General features: G+C 73.4%; 16 protein-coding genes. 9 read left to right on the top strand and 7 right to left on the bottom strand.

Going from position 1 to position 19,131, the window contains the following annotated elements; genetic code table 11:
* The first annotated feature begins 52 nt into the window (after window positions 1-52).
* The 3 genes from AB0A97_RS32970 to AB0A97_RS32960 are packed head-to-tail and all read left to right on the top strand — an operon-like array spanning window position 53 to window position 3,122.
* The gene (locus tag AB0A97_RS32970) at window positions 53-1,645 is read left to right on the top strand and encodes a 4-coumarate--CoA ligase family protein (protein ID WP_361156918.1); all 1,593 of its coding nucleotides are present in this window, start codon (window positions 53-55) and stop codon (window positions 1,643-1,645) included.
* Window positions 1,642-2,448: an enoyl-CoA hydratase family protein gene (locus AB0A97_RS32965; RefSeq protein WP_361156915.1), complete on the top strand. Its 807-nt coding sequence runs from the start codon at window positions 1,642-1,644 to the stop codon at window positions 2,446-2,448. Before AB0A97_RS32970 ends, AB0A97_RS32965 begins: the two co-directional genes overlap by 4 nt.
* Window positions 2,436-3,122, top strand: coding sequence for a TetR/AcrR family transcriptional regulator (locus AB0A97_RS32960; protein WP_361156913.1), 687 nt, complete (start codon window positions 2,436-2,438; stop codon window positions 3,120-3,122). The genes AB0A97_RS32965 and AB0A97_RS32960 overlap by 13 nt, the downstream gene beginning before the upstream one ends.
* Here the strand turns inward: AB0A97_RS32960 and AB0A97_RS32955 are convergent.
* Entirely contained in the window at window positions 3,101-4,144 is a 1,044-nt protein-coding gene (locus tag AB0A97_RS32955; protein ID WP_361156911.1) for a WYL domain-containing protein, read from the bottom strand. The genes AB0A97_RS32960 and AB0A97_RS32955 overlap by 22 nt on opposite strands.
* 119 nt (window positions 4,145-4,263) lie before the next feature.
* Here AB0A97_RS32955 and AB0A97_RS32950 point away from each other — a divergent pair, with 119 nt between their 5' ends.
* Window positions 4,264-4,686 (top strand): VOC family protein, encoded by a 423-nt coding sequence (locus AB0A97_RS32950; RefSeq protein ID WP_361156908.1) that lies wholly within the window; start codon window positions 4,264-4,266, stop codon window positions 4,684-4,686.
* Here the strand turns inward: AB0A97_RS32950 and AB0A97_RS32945 are convergent.
* Window positions 4,668-5,765 carry a citrate synthase 2 gene (locus AB0A97_RS32945; RefSeq protein WP_361156906.1) on the bottom strand — a complete coding sequence of 366 codons (1,098 nt, stop codon included), beginning with the start codon at window positions 5,763-5,765 and terminating at the stop codon, window positions 4,668-4,670. The genes AB0A97_RS32950 and AB0A97_RS32945 overlap by 19 nt on opposite strands.
* A 538-nt stretch (window positions 5,766-6,303) precedes the next feature.
* Between AB0A97_RS32945 and pdxH the strand changes: the two genes are divergently transcribed.
* The gene (gene pdxH, locus AB0A97_RS32940; protein WP_361156903.1) at window positions 6,304-6,993 is read left to right on the top strand and encodes a pyridoxamine 5'-phosphate oxidase; all 690 of its coding nucleotides are present in this window, start codon (window positions 6,304-6,306) and stop codon (window positions 6,991-6,993) included.
* A 694-nt stretch (window positions 6,994-7,687) separates the two neighbouring features.
* Entirely contained in the window at window positions 7,688-9,028 is a 1,341-nt protein-coding gene (locus AB0A97_RS32935) for a PAS domain-containing protein (RefSeq protein WP_361157147.1), read from the top strand.
* A gap of 97 nt (window positions 9,029-9,125) precedes the next feature.
* Here AB0A97_RS32935 and AB0A97_RS32930 read toward each other — a convergent pair whose 3' ends face one another.
* Window positions 9,126-9,884 (bottom strand): SIS domain-containing protein, encoded by a 759-nt coding sequence (locus tag AB0A97_RS32930; RefSeq protein WP_361157145.1) that lies wholly within the window; start codon window positions 9,882-9,884, stop codon window positions 9,126-9,128.
* Between the two features lie 371 nt (window positions 9,885-10,255).
* On the opposite strand from AB0A97_RS32930, the gene AB0A97_RS32925 reads away from it, so the two are divergent.
* The 3 genes from AB0A97_RS32925 (at window position 10,256) to AB0A97_RS32915 (ending at window position 13,904) form a co-directional block, all read left to right on the top strand.
* Window positions 10,256-10,948, top strand: a complete 693-nt coding sequence (locus tag AB0A97_RS32925) for a metal-dependent transcriptional regulator (RefSeq protein WP_361156901.1) — start codon at window positions 10,256-10,258, stop codon at window positions 10,946-10,948.
* Between the two features lie 969 nt (window positions 10,949-11,917).
* Window positions 11,918-12,790, top strand: coding sequence for an alpha/beta hydrolase (locus AB0A97_RS32920; RefSeq protein ID WP_361157143.1), 873 nt, complete (start codon window positions 11,918-11,920; stop codon window positions 12,788-12,790).
* Between the two features lie 133 nt (window positions 12,791-12,923).
* Window positions 12,924-13,904, top strand: coding sequence for an NAD-dependent epimerase/dehydratase family protein (locus AB0A97_RS32915; RefSeq protein ID WP_361156898.1), 981 nt, complete (start codon window positions 12,924-12,926; stop codon window positions 13,902-13,904).
* 442 nt (window positions 13,905-14,346) lie between these two features.
* Here the strand turns inward: AB0A97_RS32915 and AB0A97_RS32910 are convergent, their stop codons facing one another.
* The 4 genes from AB0A97_RS32910 to AB0A97_RS32895 form a co-directional block, all read right to left on the bottom strand.
* Window positions 14,347-15,084, bottom strand: coding sequence for a hypothetical protein (locus AB0A97_RS32910; RefSeq protein ID WP_361156896.1), 738 nt, complete (start codon window positions 15,082-15,084; stop codon window positions 14,347-14,349).
* Between the two features lie 197 nt (window positions 15,085-15,281).
* Window positions 15,282-16,946: a transporter gene (locus AB0A97_RS32905; protein ID WP_361156894.1), complete on the bottom strand. Its 1,665-nt coding sequence runs from the start codon at window positions 16,944-16,946 to the stop codon at window positions 15,282-15,284.
* A complete protein-coding gene (locus AB0A97_RS32900; RefSeq protein ID WP_361157140.1) occupies window positions 16,943-17,734 on the bottom strand; it encodes an ABC transporter ATP-binding protein in 792 nt (263 codons plus the stop codon). The genes AB0A97_RS32905 and AB0A97_RS32900 overlap by 4 nt, the downstream gene beginning before the upstream one ends.
* A 318-nt stretch (window positions 17,735-18,052) precedes the next feature.
* Window positions 18,053-18,724 (bottom strand): bifunctional DNA primase/polymerase, encoded by a 672-nt coding sequence (locus tag AB0A97_RS32895; RefSeq protein WP_031001746.1) that lies wholly within the window; start codon window positions 18,722-18,724, stop codon window positions 18,053-18,055.
* Window positions 18,725-19,131: the final 407 nt, after the last annotated feature.

Here is a 19,131-nt window from a genome sequence, read left to right as displayed (position 1 = left end):
CCGCCCGCGACCCGCACCGGCCCGGACGCGCGCCGCTGCTGAGGGGATGGCCATGGTCTTTCACAGTCAGTACGCCGATGTCGCACCCGTGGACCTGCCGATCCACGAAGCGGTACTGGGCCGGTCGGCCGCCGAGCACGCCGCGCTGCCCGCCCTGATCGACGGCCAGGACGGCACCACGGTCAGCTACGCCGAACTCGGCGGCGCCATGCGGCGGATCGCCGCCGCGCTGGCCGACGCCGGTGTCCGGCCCGGTGACGTGCTCGCCCTGCACAGCCCGAACACCATCGTCTACCCGGCCGTCTTCTACGCCGCCTCACGGTGCGGCGCGGCCGTCACCACCGTCCACCCCCTGGCCACCTCCGCCGAGTTCGCCCAGCAGCTCCGCGACTCCGGCGCCAACTGGATCGTCACCGTCTCCCCGCTGCTGGAGACGGCCCGCAGCGCCGCCGAACAGGCGGGCGGCATCACCGAGGTGTTCGTCTGCGACGGCGCCGTGGGCCACCGCTCCGTACGCGACATGCTCGCCTCCACCGCGCCCGAACCCGCCGTCCCCGTCGACCCGGCGCGGGACGTGGCCGTCCTGCCGTACTCCTCCGGCACCACCGGGACGCCCAAAGGCGTCATGCTCACCCACCGCTCCATCGCCACCAACCTCGCCCAGCTCGACCGGCTGATCAGCAGCGGCCCGGGCGACCGCGTCCTGGCGGTGCTGCCGTTCTTCCACATCTACGGGCTGACGTCCCTGATGAACGCCCCGCTGCGCAACGGCTCCACCGTCGTCGTGCTGCCCCGCTTCGACCTCGAACACTTCCTGCGCACGATCGAGAAGTACCGGGTCAACGCGGTGTACGTGGCTCCGCCCATCGTCCTGGCCCTGGCCAAGCACCCGTCCGTCACCCAGTACGACCTGTCCTCGCTCGACTACGTCGTCAGCGCGGCCGCCCCGCTGGACGCCCGCCTCGCCGAGACCTGCGCCCGCCGCCTGGGCATCCGCCCCGTCATGCAGGCGTACGGCATGACCGAACTGTCGCCCGGCACCCATGTCGTACCGCTGGACGCCACCGACGCGCCGCCCGGCACCGTCGGCAAGCTGCTGCCCGGCACCGAGATGCGCATCCGCTGCCTGGACGCCGACAAGGACCTCGGCACCGGCGAGAGCGGTGAGATCCTCATCCGCGGACCGCAGGTCATGAAGGGCTACCTCGGCCGTCCCGCGGAGACCGACGCGATGATCGACGCCGACGGCTGGCTGCACACCGGTGACATCGGGCAGGTGGACGCGGACGGCTGGCTGTACGTCGTCGACCGCGTCAAAGAGCTGATCAAGTACAAGGGCTACCAGGTCGCCCCGGCCGACCTCGAAGCGGTGCTGCTCGCCCACGAGGGCATCGCGGACGCCGCGGTGATCGGCGTCACCGACGCGGACGGCAACGAGATCCCCAAGGCGTACGTCGTGCGGCGGCACGGCGAGCAGGGGGCCCGGCTCACCGAGGACGACGTCATCACGTACGTTGCCGGACAGGTCGCCCCGTACAAGAAAGTACGGCGGGTGGAGTTCACGGACACCGTGCCACGCGCCGCCACCGGCAAGATCCTGCGGCGCGAACTGCGCGCCAGGGAAAGGAGTTCCACGGCCTCATGACCGATGCCACGCCGGACGCCTCGCCGGCTGCCGCGCCTTTGGTGCGGCACGCCCATGAGCGGGGCGTCACCACCCTCACCCTCGACTCCCCGCACAACCGCAACGCGCTGTCCCGGCGCCTGGTGACCGAACTCCACGCGGCGCTGGCGGCCGCGGCCGCCAGTGACGACACCCGGGCCGTGCTGCTCACGCACACGGGGACGACGTTCTGCGCGGGTGCCGACCTCGCGGAGGCGACGGAGGAGGCGGCCACCGGAACCGGCGCTTCCGCCTCCGGCCCGCTCGGCCTCGTCCGTCTCCTGCGCACCGTCATCGAACTCCCCAAGCCGGTCGTCGCCAAGGTCACCGGCCATGTACGGGCCGGCGGCCTCGGCCTTCTCGGCGCCTGCGACCTGTCCGTGGCGGGCCCCGGCGCCAGCTTCGCCTTCACCGAGGCTCGCCTCGGTCTCGCGCCCGCCGTCATCTCCATGCCGCTGCTGCCCCGTATGGACCCGCGGGCCGCCGCCCGCTACTACCTCACCGGCGAGCGTTTCGACGCCGCCGAGGCGGCCCGTACCGGCCTGGTGACGCTGGCCGCCGACGACCCGGACGCCGCCCTGGAACCGGTCCTCGCCGGCCTCCGCAAGGGCTCGCCCCAGGGCCTGGCGGCCTCCAAGGCCCTGGTCACCGCGGAGGTGCTGCGCGTCTTCGACCGGGACACGGCGGCGCTCGCCGCCGCCTCGGCCCGCCTCTTCGCCTCCGACGAGGCCCGGGAGGGCATGACCGCCTTCCTCCAGCGCAGGGAACCGTCATGGGCACGGTGACGCCCGCGCGCAACCCCAGGGAACCGCAGCAGGAACGCAGCCGCGCCACCCGCCGCGCGCTCCTGGAGGCGGCCGTCTCCTGCCTCGCCGAACGCGGCTGGAGCGGCAGCACGGTCTCCGTCGTCGCGGAGCGGGCGGGCGTCTCGCGGGGGGCCGCCCAGCACCACTTCCGTACCCGGGAGGACCTGTTCACGGCGGCCGTCGAGCACGTCGCGGAGAAGCGCCAGGGGGCTCTCAAGGCCGTCGCGCACGATCTGCCGCCCGCCGGGTCCGCCGCCCGTACCCGCATCGTCGTCGAGGAGATCGTCAACCTCTACACGGGCCCCCTCTTCCGCGCCGCCCTGCACCTGTGGGTGGCCGCCTCCGACGAGGAGCAGCTCCGGGACCGGGTCACCGCTCTGGAGGCCCGCGTCGGCCGTGAGGCGCACCGTACGGCGGTCGGCCTCCTGGACGCGGACGAGTCGGTCGCCGGCGTCCGCGAGACCGTCCAGGGACTCCTCGACATGTCCCGGGGGCTCGGCCTCGCCACGCTCCTCACGGACGACAAGCCGCGCCGGGACCGCGTGGTGACGCAGTGGGCGCGCATTCTGGACACGGTGCTGAACGGGGACGGGCCGCCGTCGGGGGACGGCCGGCCGCCGTCGGGGGATGGTCAGCCGCCCTGGCCGGGCTGATCGTCGGCGTCCGCGTACGCGCCCAGACGGCGGGCCAGCGCGCGGACGAGGTCCCGCAGTTCCGTGGGGCGTTCGATGACGAACGGCCGGTCCAGCGCGGCCAGTACGGGCGGAATCCAGTCCAGCCGCTCGGCCCGGATACGGACGTGGACCCAGCCGGACCCGTCATCGGACCCGTCGCCGGACCCACCGTCCCACCCGCCGGCGGGCCCGGCCTCGGACAGCGCGGCGATCCCGGCCGGGAGCCGGTCGCGGAGGTGCCCGACGGTGGCCCGGACGCGCACCGACACGTCGTGGGTCCACGGCGTACGGGCGAGATGGTCGAGGACGGTCGCCGCCGGATCGAAACCGTCCGGGACGTCGAACGAACCGGTCAGCAGGCGGACCGAGGTGATCCGGTCCAGCCGGAAGATCCGCAACTCCCCGCCGTCCCGTCCTGCCCCGGTCAGGTACCACCGCCCGGAGTGCGCCACGAGCCCGTACGGCAGGACCGTACGGGCGCTGTCGTCGCCCGCGCGGTCGGTGTACGCGAACGCCACCGGCCGCTGCCCGCGTACGGCCTCGGCGAGTTCGAGCAGCACCGCCGCCCGCGGAGGCGCGGCGGGACGGGGACGGTCGGTGAAGTCGGCCGTCTCCAGCAGCGCTTCCAGCCGCCGCCGCAGGGTCACGGGCAGCACCCGCCGCACCTTCGCCGCGGCACTCTCGCCGGCCGCCGCGGAGGCCCCCGAGACGGCTCCCGGCCCGCCGCGCTGCCCGGAGAGGAGACCGAGCAGCACGGCCAGGGCTTCCTCGTCGGTGAGCATCAGCGGGGGCATGCGGTAGCCGGGGGCGAGCCGGTAGCCGCCGTAGCGGCCGCGCACCGCGTCGACGGGGATGTCGAGGTCCAGCAGGTGGGCTACGTAGCGACGGACGGTGCGCTCGTCGACGCCGAGGCGGGCGGCGAGGTCGGGAACGGTACGGGTGCCGCCGCCCTGAAGGAGCTCCAGCAGGCCGAGCACCCGGGCGGTGGTCGAAGTGGTCACGTTCGCAAGTCTTGCGTCTATACCGGGCGGAAGCTGTCCGGTATTGCTCCTAGCGTGGGCGATGCCCGGCGACGCCCGTCGTTCCGGGCACCTCTCCCTCCCCGCCAGGAAGCAGCACCATGAATTTCGTCTCCCTCCGCGTGATCACCGACGACGTCGCCCGCCTCGTCGCGTTCTACGAGCGCGTCACCGGCGTCCCGGCAGCGTGGGCCACCCCCGAATTCGCCGAACTCGTGACGCCGGCGGGCACGCTGGCGATCGCCGGCAGCCGCACGGTGGCGCTGTTCGGCGAAGGAAGCGCGCGGGCCGCCGCCAACCACACGGTGATCACCGAGTTCCGCGTCGACGACGTCGACGCGGAACACCGGCGTCTGGCGTCCCACGGCTGCACGTTCGTCCAGGAGCCGACGACCATGCCGTGGGGCAACCGCTCGCTGCTCCTCCGGGACCCCGACGGCAACCTGGTCAATCTCTTCACGCCGGTCACCGAGGACGCCGTACGGCGCCAGGAGCGCCCGGCCCGTCACACGGGCAGCGTGTAGCCCTCCACCGACTCCGGCCCGCGCGGGCCGGGGCCGACGTACGTGGCCGACGGCCGGACCAGGCGGCCCGTGCGCTTCTGCTCAAGGATGTGCGCGCTCCAGCCCGCCGTGCGGGCACAGGTGAACATCGACGTGAACATGTGCGCCGGGACCTCCGCGAAGTCCAGCACGATCGCCGCCCAGAACTCCACGTTCGTCGCCAGGACCCGGTCCGGACGCCGGTTGTGCAGCTCCTCCAGGGCGGCCTTCTCCAGCGCCTCCGCCACCTCGAAGCGCGGCGCGCCCAGCTCACGGGCGGTGCGCCGCAGCACCCGGGCCCGCGGGTCCTCGGCCCGGTACACCCGGTGGCCGAAGCCCATCAGCCGCTCGCCGCGGTCCAGCGCCTGCTTCACGTACGCCGTCGCGTCCCCCGTCCGCTCGATCTCCTCGATCATGCCGAGGACCCGGGACGGCGCCCCGCCGTGCAGCGGCCCGGACATCGCGCCGACCGCGCCCGACAGCGCGGCCGCCACGTCGGCGCCGGTCGAGGCGATGACACGGGCCGTGAACGTGGACGCGTTCATGCCGTGCTCGGCCGCCGAGGTCCAGTAGGCGTCGACCGCCGCGACGTGCTTGGGGTCCGGCTCGCCGCGCCAGCGCTTCATGAAGCGCTCGACGATCGTGCCGGCCTTGTCGATCTCCTTCTGCGGCACCATCGGCAGCCCCTGCCCGCGCGCCGACTGCGCGACGTACGACAGCGCCATCACCGCCGCCCGCGCCAGCTCGTCGCGGGCGGTCTCCACGTCGGTGTCCAACAGCGGTTTCAGGCCCCACACCGGCGCGAGCATGGCCAGCGCGGACTGCACGTCCACCCGGATGTCACCCGAGTGGACGGGGATCGGGAACGGTTCGGCCGGCGGCAGCCCCGGGTTGAACGACCCGTCGACCAGCAGCCCCCACACGTTCCCGAAGGAGACCTTGCCGACCAGGTCCTCGATGTCGACGCCCCGGTAGCGCAGCGCGCCGCCCTCCTTGTCCGGTTCGGCGATCTCCGTCTCGAACGCGACGACTCCTTCGAGTCCGGGTACGAAGTCGGACATCAGGCGGCTCCTCAAGATGTGGACGACATGCGGCTCATGACCAAGATGCCGTGCGTGCGAGATCTGTCAGGTCAGGCTGGTCGGGTCGGGCGTTTCGGGTGGTTCGGGCCGGCGGTGCGGTGGACGCCGTCCGGAAGTCCGCCGCGGTGACCGGCCGGCGGACGGCCCCGGCGGGACCACCGGCTCCGCGGGCCGCTCCGGGCGTCGGACGACGGGTCCGGGCGCCGGTCCGGTTACGCGGCCGCCCCTGCGGCTCGCGGTCCGTCCCGGTCACTCCCGTCATGCCCCGCGCGGGCGTTGGTCACCCGACCGGCACCCGTGGCTTCCCGCCCGGAGCACGTCACTTCGATCACTTCAGGGCGGACACGATATCCCGCACCGCCCGTGCGCCACAGTGGCGCGCGGCACGATTTTGGCCGGTCCGGTACGTGCCGGGAAGGGTGAGATCCGGCACACCGGACGATTCGCTTAAGCGAGGGTTACGCCACGTCGACCAAGGGCAGACTTCCCTGCCACCCGGCTGCCCCAACCGGCCCTCATGCTGCAAGATGTGGCCGTGCACTCCGCCGACACGCCCACCCCGGACCCGCTCGATCCCTCCGCCATGCGGGCGCAGTACCGCGCCGAGGGACTCACCGAGGCAGAACTCGCCCCCGGCCCGTACGACCAGTTCGCTCGCTGGTTCAAGGAAGCGGCCACCAGCGGACTGCACGAACCGAACGCGATGATCGTCTCGACCGCCGACGCCGCGGGCCGCCCCAGCTCAAGGACCGTACTGCTCAAGCGGTTCGACGAGCACGGCTTTGTCTTCTTCACCAACTACGGCAGCCGCAAGGGCCGCGACCTGGCGGAGAACCCGCACGTCTCGCTGCTCTTCCCCTGGCACCCGCTGGCCCGGCAGGTCGTCGTGACCGGCACGGCCGCCCGCATCGGCCGCGACGAGACCGCCGCGTACTTCCGTACCCGCCCGCACGGCTCCCAGCTCGGCGCCTGGGCCAGCGACCAGTCCACGCCGGTCGCCTCCCGCGCCGAACTGGAACGCGCCTACGACGATCTGGCGGCCCGCTACCCCGAGGGCGAGCAGGTACCGGCGCCGCCGCACTGGGGCGGCGTACGGGTCGTCGCGGAGACCGTCGAGTTCTGGCAGGGCCGGGAGAACCGCCTGCACGACCGGCTGCGGTACGAGCGCGAGGGCGCGAGCTGGTCGGTCGTACGGCTGGCGCCCTGAGGGGCCGTACGGCTCGCGCCTGAGGGGCGGCGGGTACGGCCTACGTGCCCGCGCGCCGAGAAGCGGCGGGTGCCGCCTACGCGTCCGGGTCCGGAGACGCAGACGACCCGCGGGCTGCTTCCCCCGCGCCTGGGGCGCGAAGGGGCCGGTCGGACGAACCGGCAGCCCGCGGGTCGGGTGACTGCTTGGGATTGGCCGGCTGCACAGCTCTCTCCTGTGCTGGTCCGGCGCTGCACACTGAGTGCGACGACGGGCCGCTAGCCCGCAGCCACCTCACGCGTCCGGTGCGAAATCATCTGCCGAACCACCTCCCTTCTCGTGTGCCTCACACCCTAGGAACCGGTACGGCGGCCGCACAACCGAATTTCGGCGGCAGGGATTTGAGGGATTTCCCCGAATGGGGTGTGGTCCGCGTCACGTTCCAGTTGAATGATCCGGCGTGCAGCACGTACGGCCGCGTTCGTAGGGGGTGCCAGTGGCTGCTTCGTCTTCGTCGTCCTCCTCCTCGTCCTCATCGTCGTCATCGTCATCGTCTTCTTCGTCGTCCTCGCCCTCGTCGCGCCGCTTCGCGCCCGTACCGCCCGGCGGGCAGGGCCGGGAAGCGGACCGGGACGGCCCGCCACCGGACGACGCGTGCGCGGACGGGTGCCCCGGAGCGGACCAGGACCCGCAGCCGGACAGCGACGACTCCGGCCTGCTCGCCGCCCTGCTGGACGGGATGGACGCCGCGCTGTGCGCCTTCGGCGCGGACGGCTCGGTCACCCACTGGAACCGCGAGGCGGAACGCATCCTCGGCTGGACGGCGGACGAGGCGGTCGGCCGCCAGGGACTGGCCGGCTGGGCGGTACGCAAGGAGGACGCCGACGAGGTGGAGGCCCGCCTGCTGGCGGCGACCCGCTCACCCGGGCGCCAGGTCCACGAGTTCGCGCTGCTGACCAAGGACGGGCGCCGCGTCCTGGTACGCACCCAGTCCTCCGCGGTGCTCGGGCCCGACGGCCGGGCGGCCGGCGTGTACTGCGCGTTCAGCGAGGTGCACACCCAGATCGACCTGGAACGGTCCATCGCGCTGAGCGAGGCGCTCTTCGTGGACGCCTCCTGGGCCGTGGTGCTGGTCGACGCCGACCTGCGGCCCGCGGTCGTCAACGCGCACGCCGCCCGCGCCCTGGGCATGGGCCGTACGGCCGTGCTCGGACGCCCGCTGGGCGACCTGCTGACCCAGGGCGTGGAGGAACTGGAGAGCGCCCTGACGCACGTCCTCGCCGAAGGCACCCCGCCCGCCGCCGCCGAACTGTGGGTGACCCTCCGGTCCGACGAGGCCGAACAGACCCGCCGGTGCTGGCGCAGCGGCTTCGTACGGCTGGCCTCGCCCCTCACGGAGGAACCCGTACCGCTCGGCGTGGGCTGGCTCTTCCAGGACGTCACGGACGCCAAGCGCACGGAACAGGAGAGCGCCCTGCTGCGCTTCCGCGCCCAGCAGCTGCACCGGGCGGGCCGGGCCGCGGGGGAGTGCGAGGGCCCGACGGAGGCGGCGGCGGTCCACCTGGACTTCGCCCTCGCGGGGTTCGCCGACCACGGGCTGGTCGATGTGGTGCGGGGCGGGACCGGCGAGGACGGCGGCGCCGGTGAGGGGAGCGGCACCGGCGTCCCTCCGGAGAGCGCGCCCGCCCTGGTACGGGCCATCGCCTCACCTGCCGGCGCGCCCGGCCCCTCCGAGGCGGTCCCGCCGACCGGGATTCCGGTGGCCTACGGTGCGGGCCACCCGGCCGCGCTGGCGCTGGAACGGTGCGGCTCGGTACGGGCCGGCGCGGGCGCGGCCGTCGCGGAGGGCTGGGCCGCGGCCCGCAAGTGGCCGGACGGCACCGTGCACGGCCTGTGCGTGGTGCTGCGCAGCCGGGGGCGGACGCTGGGCGTGGTGACGTTCCTGCGCGGGCCCTCACGGCGGCCCTTCGACCGCGCGGACGCGGCGTACGCGGAGGACGTCGCCTCCCGGATCGCCGCGGCGCTGGATCTCGCGGGCGAGGTGGCGGGGGGCTGAGGGGTTGGTGGGGCCGGGGGTGCCTGGGGGCTGGTGGGGCCTGAGGGGCCGGCGGGGTCGGTGTTGGGCCGCCGTCCCCGCTTCCGTACCCCGTCCGCTACTGCCGGTAGTAGATCCGGTCCGCGTACTCCCGCATCACCCGGCCGTTCCAGTCGTGGCCGCCGTCCACGTTCCCGGAGCGCAGCAGCGGCGGGTCGATGCCGCGGTCGGCCAGGACGCCCGCGGCCGTCGCGACGACGGCCTGCATGACCGCGCTGGTGACGACCGTCGAGGCCGGGGCGAACGGCGCCTCGATGCCCGGCAGCGTCAACTCCGCGTCGCCCACCGGGATCTTGCTGTCCAGGACGATGTCGCAGTGGTCCCGCAGATATGTGCCGGAGACGTGCCGTGACCTGGTCTCCTCCGCGTACGCCACCGAGGTCAGCCCGATGACCTTCAGGCCCAGCGCCCGCGCGTTCATGGCCATCTCGACCGGCAGCGAGTTGCGGCCGGAGAGCGAGATGACGATCAGCACGTCACCGGCCTCCAGGGGGCTGGTGTCCAGGACTGCCCCGGCCAGTCCGTCCACCCGCTCCAGCGCGCTGCCGAGCGTCGCGGGCCGTACGTCGACGCCGACGACGCCCGGGACGGTGAGCAGGTTCATGAGGGCGAGGCCGCCGGCCCGGTAGACCGTGTCCTGCGCGGGGAGGGAGGAGTGCCCGGCGCCGAAGACGAAGACCCGGCCGCCGGCCTCGACGGTGTCGGCGATGAGCGTCCCGGCGGCGCCGATCCGCTCGTCCTCCTCGTCGCGCACCCGGCGCAGCAGGTCGATCGCGGCGTCGAAGTACTGCCCGGCCAACCGGTTGCTCTCGCCCATCGCCGCGGGGCCCCTCTCGTCGGTACTCATCGGTCTTGTACGTTGGTCCTCGTACGTTTGTCCTACGTTCTGACGCATCCGGCAGTACGAGCCGGCCGGGGTGCCGCGTGCCTGCCCTGGCGGGACGGCCGTGGCGCGGATCACGTTGCGGTCTGGACCAGTGCCCTGTCAATACGGTGTGCGCCACCGCTCGCGACCGGACGGACACCTTCCGGCCGCCGGGACGTCGCCCGGTTGCCGTCCCGCCGCGGGGCGGGTGCCGCCGTACCGGGGCTTCGGGAGGGTCCGGCCGGAGCGGACGCGGATCCGTTGTCAGTGGGATGCGTCAGAATTGAGTTCAGGGCCACCGCACGACACATCAAGGGGCACGCATGTCCGGACTGATCGACACCACGGAGATGTATCTCCGCACCATCCTTGAGCTGGAAGAGGAAGGTGTGGTCCCGATGCGCGCCCGGATCGCCGAGCGGCTCGAACAGAGCGGCCCGACGGTCAGCCAGACCGTGGCGCGCATGGAGCGGGACGGCCTGCTCACGGTCGCGGGCGACCGCCACCTGGAGCTGACCGAGGAGGGCCGCCGGCTGGCGACCCGCGTCATGCGCAAGCACCGGCTCGCCGAGTGCCTGCTCGTCGACATCATCGGACTGGAGTGGGAGCAGGTGCACGCCGAGGCGTGCCGCTGGGAGCACGTGATGAGCGAGGCGGTCGAGCGCCGCGTCCTGGAGCTGCTGCGGCATCCGACGGAGTCGCCGTACGGCAATCCGATCCCGGGTCTGGAGGAGCTGGGCGAGAAGGCCGAGGCCGACCCGTTCCTGGACGCCGGCATGGTGAGCCTGATGGACCTGGAGGCCGGCGCGGACGGCAAGACGGTCGTGGTGCGCCGGATCGGCGAGCCCATCCAGGCCGACGCCCAGCTCATGTACACGCTGCGGCGGGCCGGGGTGCAGCCGGGCGCGGTGGTCAGCGTGACCGAGTCCTCCACGGGCGTCCTGGTCGGCAGCAGCGGCGAGGCGGCGGAGCTGGAATCCGAGATCGCCGCGCACGTCTTCGTCGCCAAGCGCTGACCTCCGTCCGCCCCCGCTCCGCCCGCCTGACCTGGCCCGACGGCCGCTCCGGAGTACTGCTCAACCGCTGTGCCGACGGACGGAGTTGGCGGAACGCGAGCGGAGCGGCCGGTGGCGTGTCACGCTGGCGCTGAGCGTGTGCGTGAAGGCTTGCCGAGGGTCGCGCGGCGATGCCGTACGGACCCCGGCAGGCGTGCGCGCGCGACGACAGCGGGCTCATGACGTGTGGCGCCGGAGGCCCGGGGCGAGGCGGCTGAACGACGCACTGGGCGCGACCGCGCCTGCCGCCGCGGGCCCGGGTCGGGGAGGGGGCTCGGGTGAGGAGCGCTCCGCCGCGACCCCCGGTTCGGCCCCGGACGGTGCCCCTGGTCTCGAAGTGTCCGGTCTGGGAGCGCCTGACCCCGATGCGCCCGGTCCTGAAACGCCTGACCCCGATGCGCCCGGGCTTGAAGCGCCGGGTCACGATGCGCCCGGGCTTGAAATGCAGGGCTTTGCAGTGCCTGCCCCCGAAGTGCCCGGCCCCGGTGTGTCCGGCCTCGGAGCGCTTGATCGTCAGGTGCGCGAAAAGGTCGATGTGTGCGGCGACTTCGGGAAGTCGCAGGGGTGAAAGCGGCACTCCCGGGTGCTGCCGACCGGCCGGTGTCCGGGCCGCCCGCCGGCGGGCCGCCCGTCGGCGCCGCGGCGGCCGTGGCCCCGTGAACGACCAGGGCCCCGGCGCTGCGAGCAGCCGGGGCCCCGCCTCCCCACGTCCCCCCGCCAAGACCCGGAGCCCCGAGCTCTCAGGGTCTTTCCCCGTGGGCCCCCTTCCCGGTGGGGCCCGCCTCCCGCTACGTGTCTCCCCTCGGCGAGGACCGGCAATCCTTGGGTGTGGTCACCCGAACGAGGGTTATTGGGCGCAGGAACAGCGTATTCGAATAGGGGTTCGATAGTGTGGGGCTGCTCAAGGACCGAATGGGGGTGCCAGGGCCCGTGGTGCGGCGTATCGACGTGACGGGGACCGGCGGCGTCCGGCTCGCCGCCTGGGAGTTCACCGACCCGCCGAAGACCGGCCGGGGCGGGGAGGAGGGGGAGCGCGGCCCCGGTGTGCTGCTCCTGCACGGCCTCATGGGCCGGGCGTCGCACTGGGCCGAGACCGCCCGCTGGCTCGGCTCCCGCTGCCGCGCCGTCGGCCTGGACCAGCGCGGCCACGGCCGCAGCGAGAAGCCCCAGGACGGCCCGTACGACCGCGAGGCGTACATCGCTGACGCCATAGCCGCCATCGAGCAGCTCGGCCTGGCGCCCGCCGTCCTGATCGGCCACTCCATGGGCGCCCTGACGGCCTGGCAGGTGGCCGCCCGCCGGCCCGACCTCGTCAGCGCGCTGGTCGTCTGCGACATGCGGGCCTCCGCCCTGGGCGCGGCCTCGCAGCAGGAGTGGGCGGACTGGTTCGGCTCCTGGCCGGTCCCGTTCGCCACCCTCGCGGACGTACGCAAGTGGTTCGGCGAGGAGGACCCGACCCTGGAGCGGCCCCAGCCGGCCCGCGGCGAGTTCTTCGCCGAGATCATGGCCGAACGCGCGGACGGCTGGCGTCCGGTCTTCTCCCGCCACCAGATGCTCACCGCCCGCGAGACCTGGGTCCACGACGCCCATTGGGAGGACCTCGCACTGGTGCGGTGCCCCACGCTCGTGGTCCGCGGCCTGGACGGCGAACTGGGCCGCGCCGAGGCCCAGGAGATGGTCCGCGTCCTCCCGCACGGCGCCTACGCCGAAATCCCGGACGCCGGGCACTGGCTCCCCTGGGAGGCCCCCGAGGAGTGGCGAGGCGTACTGGGCCCCTTCCTGGAGTCCGTCCTCCCGCCCTGACCCCCCGTCACCGCCCGCGCCGGGTTTCCGTTCCCGCGCCCGTCCCTGCTCCCTCACCCACTCCCGCCCCTGCCGTCCCTCCCGCCCCATTTTCCGTGCCGGGCCCGCCGCGGTCTCGGTAGTGTCGGTGACCATGCGCCTTCTTGTGCTCGGTGGAACGTCCTTCGTGGGCCGCGCGATCGTCGAGGACGCCCTGCGTACCGGAGCCGAGGTGACCCTGTTCGGCCGGGGCCGCACCAACCCCGACCTGTTCCCCGGCCTGCCCCGGCTCATCGGCGACCGTGACACCGGCGACTACGCCGCCCTGAGCGAGGGCGGTTGGGACGCGGTCGTCGACGTCAGCGGTTATGTCCCGCGACACGTCGGACAGGCGATGGACGCCCTGGGTGACCGTGTCGGCCGGTACCTGTTCATCTCCAGCCACGCGGTCTACGAACGTACGGGCGTGGCCCCGGGGAGCGACGAGGACACCCCGCGCCGTCCGCCCGTACGCGACACCGAGGAGCTGAGCGAAGCCACGTACGGCCCGCTCAAAGTGGCCTGCGAGGACGATGTGACCGCCCGGTACGGGCCGCGGGCGACGATCGTACGGCCGGGCAAGGTGGCCGGACCGCACGACTCGATGGACACGTTCACGTACTGGGTACGCCGCGCCGCGCGCGGCGGCCGGGTGGCCCTGCCGGGCGACCCCGCGCAGCCGGTACAGGTCGTCGACTCGCGCGACCTGGCCCGCCTGGTGGTGCGGTTGCTCACCGACGACCGCCCCGGCGCCTTCCATGCGGTGGGCCCGGCCGAGCCGACGACACTCGGCGAACTGATCGAGTCCTGCGCACGGGCGGCGGGCACCGAGATCGACATCGTGCCGGTCCCTCCCGAGGGTGCGCCCCGGATGTTCCCGCTGGTCCGCGCGAGTTGGGCGACCCAGCAGCGCAGCGCGGCGCGCGCCCGGCAGGCGGGCATGCCCGCGACACCACTGGAGGTGACGGCGGCCGACGTCCTGGCCTGGGACCGTGCCCGGGGCGAGCCCCCGCTCCGCCTCGGCTACACCCCCGAAGAAGAACAAGCCGCCCTCGCCGCCCTGCCCTCGACCCCGGCCCCGCCCGCCACAGCCTGAAGCCGGGGGTACCCCCACATCCGGGGCAGGCGCTGCGCACGCGCGGCACGATGGTGCCCCCGGCGCCACTACCGCGACCTCGTGGACCCGGATGTCAGGTGGGCCACCCGGCTCGATCCGGTAGCGCAGCTCTTCGGCCTGCTGCCCGGCGCCTGCCGCCGCCTTCATACGCTCCCGCGCATGAACTCCCCGTAGTCGGCCAGGAACGTCCCCTTACGCGTGCGCAGCGATTCGAGGGGGCGTCGCTCCTCTCATCGACGCCAGCGAACGTCAGCGTGACCTTCCGCTTTCCTTCCTCCGGGGTGAGTGCGCACAGGGCGTCGAAGCCCGGCCGGTCCCCACGACGCGGCGAACCCGCGATGCAGCGGGAAACACGTGGCGAGCGGCGACCCACTGTGCTCACACCGGCAGCGCGCTCCAGCGTTGCTGAGTCGGGGGCGGGTCATCGTGAGGGGTCGAGTTCGCGTTGGACGTGGGTGGTCAGGGAGGTGTCGGTCAGCAGGGAGCCGTAGCCGGTGGCCGACCACAGGCTGTGCTCGTGCGGTACGTCGAAGTACGGGACGGGCCGGCCGGCCCGCTGGTCGGTGAGCGTGTCCGGCTCCCGGCGGGACCGGAGGTCCCGTATGCAGGTCGCGCAGGCGCCTACCTGGAAACGCTCGCCGTCGTCGGACGGGCGCCAGGGTATGCGCCGGGCCGCCGGGCCGTGCAGCGGGTGGAAGAAGCACAAGGGGAGCGGCGCCTTCGACCCGTCGAGGGCTGTGCGGCCCTCGTGGACGAGGGCGAAGACGCCTGCCAGGTCGGGGACTCCACTCGCCCGCTGCAAAAGTGCCTCGGCCGTGGCGCAGGACTCGCGGGCCCGACCCGTGGCCGCCGGGGCAGCCCGGTTGCCCTGCGCGTGCCCGGCCAGACGGGCGACTTCCTCAGCGGCACGCTCCCGTATCCCGGCCTCGTCGGCGCGGTGCACGGCGGCGAAGACCGCCCGGGGGATCGCCAACGGCTGTGCGAGGTCCCGCAGTCGCGAGCGGCGCCGGAGCAGGAGACCGACCGCCGCGACGAGCAGGAGCGGTCCGGCGGCGAGGAAGAGGAAGCGGAGAGGGGAGGCAGCCGTGGTGGTGGGGGAGGACAGGGCTGTGTGGAGGGCCGCTGTCGTGGTCGCGGACGTTCTTCCGGTCAGCCACATGCTTCCCCACCCCCGTTCACCGGCTGCGCCGGTGGCCGCGTCGACGGCCGTGGCGATGTCCGTGTCGACGCGTGTGTCGACGCGGCGATCATTTCGTCGCCGCGTTCCACGACGGTACCGGCCCGGCAAGTGCCGTGGGGAAGCCTGTGGACAACTTCGGACGGGCTGCGCCGACAGCGTCGGCGCAGCCCCGAGTCTCACCCCTTGCTGACCGCGCCCAGGATCTCCGGCAGGCGCCGCGCCACCAGCGGTGCCGCCACCCGCATGCCCAGGAGCGCGATGCCGACCCCGTACGCCGCTCCGACCGGCAGCAGCAGCCACAGCAGGCTGTGCAGGCCCGCCACGTGCAGCCAGATCAGCAGTCCGATCATCGGCGCGGCCAGTACGGCGCTCACCAGCATGCCGCCGAACAGGCTGAACCAGGCGATGGCGCCCTGGCCGGGGGCGACGTTCTTGTTGCTCTCGGCGGGAATCGAGTACGGGAACACCGCCGAGGCCATCGCGCCGGTCGCCACCAGGGCGCCGAGCAGGGCCAGCGACAGTCCGTAGACGTCGAAGAACGCCGACCACGGCCCGAGGAAGGCCGCCGCGCCGATCACGACCAGCGTCACGAACGGCACGCCGACCAGGGCCAGGCCCAGCCCGCGCGCCCGCAGTTCCAGGTAGGCGTCGCGGGGCGTGGAAATCGTCGAGGCGACCATCCAGAACGCCGAGGTGTCCTGCCCGAACTGGTTGTACATCTGCATGCCCAGCAGGGCCGGCGCCGAGAACGCCGTGTAGATGCTGCCGCCGCCCTGGATGGCGGAGATGAACGGGACGAGCAGGCCCACGGCGAACGCCATCGCCCACGACATCTTGGACTTCGGGTCACGCCACGCGTAACGCATCATCCGCAGGACGACGGTGCCCGTACGGCTCTCGGGCAGCAGCCGCTGCAGGCCGCCGCCCGAGGAGCGTTGCTTGCGCGCGCTGTCCTTCTCGACGGCCTGGAGGGTGGAGGAGTCGGGCGAGGTCATCAGCGTGGTCAGGGTGCGCTGCCACCACCACAGCAGCAGGCCGAGCGCCACGGCGGCCAGCGCCAGGCCCAGGACGGCACGCCCGTACGAGCCTTCGCTCGCCGCCTGGACCGCGTCGACGGCCGAGGCGGGCGGCACCCAGCGCAGGATGTCGGAGACGGGTTCCAGTGCGGACAGCCCGGCGCCCGAGCCGAACAGTTTCTGCGTGCCGACGTTCACGCCCTGTGCGCCGATGGCGACGAACAGGCCGCTCAGTACGGCGAGGTCGCGGCCCCGGCGGCTGGTCAGCAGCCGTACGTTGGCGGTGGCCACGGCGCGCGCCAGCGCCACGCACACCAGGACGACCAGGACGACGGCGAGGACACCGACGACCGCGGCGCCCGCAGTGTGCGCCAACATGATCGCCGAGCCGACGGCCACCGCCAGGGTGAAGACCGGGCCGATGCCGACCAGCGACGTGATCAGCAGCGAGACGATGAGCGGCCGGGGCCGCAGCGGCAGCATGACCAGCCGGGTCGGGTCGAGGGTCTCGTCGCCCGAGGGGAAGAACAGCGGCATCGCCGCCCAGCCCAGTGTCAGTACGGCGGCGAGCAGCACGCCGAGCGCGCCCGCGTGGTCGACGCCGCGCAGGGCGATCAGGCCGAGCAGGACACCTGCCGCACACAGCAGGGACATGACCAGCGACGCCACATAGGCGACGGTCCGGCCGGACGACTGGCGCAGGCCGTTGCGCAGCAGGGACAGCTTGAGCCGTACGAAGACCGGCGTCAGCGACGTCGCCGGGGCCGCGTGCGGGGCGCCGGGCGGCGCCCCGGCGGGTGTCGTGGAGGTGGCGGAGGTGCTCATCGGGCGGCCCCGCCGCCCAGCCAGTCCAGGTCCTGTCCGGCCGCGCGGCCGTTGGCACCGACCAGTTCGAGGAAGGCGTCCTGGAGGGACGGCGCGTCGCCGCGCACCTCGGCGGTCGGGCCGTCCGCCCGGATACGCCCGCCCGCCATCACCGCCACCCAGTCGCACAGCGACTCCACCAGCTCCATCACATGGCTGGAGAAGACGACGGTGGCCCCGGAGGAGGTGTAGCGCTCCAGTACGCCGCGGATGGTCTGCGCGGACACCGGGTCGACGCCCTCGAACGGCTCGTCCAGGAAGAGCACCTCCGGGTTGTGCAGCAGCGCCGCCGCCAGCCCGATCTTCTTGCGCATACCGGTCGAGTAGTCGACGACGAGCTTGTTCTGCGCGCCGGCCAGGTCCAGTACCTGCAGAAGCTGGTCGGCGCGCTTGTCGACCTCCGCACCGGGCAGCCCCCGCAGCCGCCCGATGTACGCCAGGAGTTCGCGGCCGGACAGCCGCTCGAACAGGCGCAGCCCTTCGGGCAGTACGCCGATACGGGACTTCACCGCGACCGGGTCGTGCCACACGTCGTGGCCACCGATCTCCACCTGCCCGGCGTCCGGGCGCAGCAGGCCGGTCACCATCGAGAGGGTGGTGGTCTTGCCCGCGCCGTTCGGGCCGACCAGGCCGATGAACCGGCCCGCCGGCAGCGTGAGGTCGATCCCCGCCACGGCGATCTGTTCCCCGTACTTCTTCCACAGCCCTTGGATGCGCACGGCGGGCGGAACCGTGCCGTCCGCCCGGATGGACGGACCGTCCGGTGGTGTGCGCGCCTTCGCCGTCTGGTCGATGTTCTCCGGTTCGTTGGCCACCGGCCTGCCCTTCGACGTCCCCGCGGGGGCTGGTCGTGCCCCCGTCCGTTCATCACACGATACGTGCGGGTGTGCGACGGGACCGGTACGTCCGAACGGCCGCGTGTGCGGCGTGGAGGGAGGGGCGCGCGGTTCTGTGCAGGGGCGTGCGCGGCGCGACAGGCGCCCGGCGCACACGCGCGGTGCACGGGGGCGGGGCGGCGGAGCGGCGGGTACGGCAGGCGCGCCCCGTACGGTTCCGCCGCTCCGTCCTCACCGTCCGCGTGCCGCCGCGGCCTCCCGCCCGCAGGCGTACGCCAGAGGGCTGATGAGTTCGTCCGCGTCCGGCAGCCACCGGTTGGCGGCGGTGGGCTCACGTACCCACTGCACCGCCCCGTGCGCCCCCACGCGCGTCGGCGGCGCGGCGACGTAGTCGCCCTCGCCCCGTGCGACCAGGTCCAGCGACGCGGGCGGCCAGCCCAGGTGGCGCACCAGGTCGGGCACCTTGACCGCGGCGCCGGGGAGGACGAAGAAGAGCATCCGGCGGCCCGGGGTGCGGGTCACCGGCCCGAGCGGCAGGTCCATCCGCTCCATCCGGGCCAGGGCCAGGCAGCCGGCCGTCTCGGGCACGTCGAGCGCCTCGAACGTACGGCCTGTCGGCAGCAGGATCGAGGCGCGCGGATTCCTGCTCCACAGGCGGCGGGCGGCCGTCGCGCTGCCCGTGGCGTGGCCGGCCCAGCCCGGTACGGCGGGGTGCGCGCCGGGCGCGGCGCAGTCGGCCGCGCCGCACGAGCAGCGCGGCACTTCGCCCTCGTCCTCCAGCCATGCGCCGGGCAAGACGTCCCAATGCCGCTCTTCCGCGTAACGCACCGCAGTTTCGATCAACAGCTCGCCACGCTGCTCGGGGACCTGAGAGGCTCCTGTGACTCCGATGGTGTCTTCCACGTGGTGGACAACTTTCCCCGTCACCAAGGGTTACGGCCGACATGTGCACCACCCCGGCGCATCGTTCCCGCACGTGGGGCGCATGGATGCATGGCTGGGGGCGCGTGCGGGGCAGCGCCGGGAGAACGGGTAGCCACCTGCGTGACGGGCGGAGAGGCCGCCCGGCGGCAGGCCGCGGCACAGCCGGCACGGACCCCGGAGCGAACGCCGGGACCGCACGGCGCGGCGGCGCCGCGAGCAGGACGCGGGTACCGCACGGCGTACCCCGGTTCGGCCGATTCCCCGGAACACCGTTCCACCGAACGTTCGGACGTCGAACACGGAACACCGAAGACCGCACACGGAACACGAAACACCGAACACGGAACACGAAACACCGACGACCGAACATCGAAGACCGGAGCAGC

Source organism: Streptomyces sp. NPDC045470, from assembly GCF_040646595.1.
Classification (GTDB): Bacteria; Actinomycetota; Actinomycetes; order Streptomycetales; family Streptomycetaceae; genus Streptomyces.
Note: the sequence above shows the minus strand (reverse complement) of the source record. Positions and strands in the feature narration are given on the sequence as shown.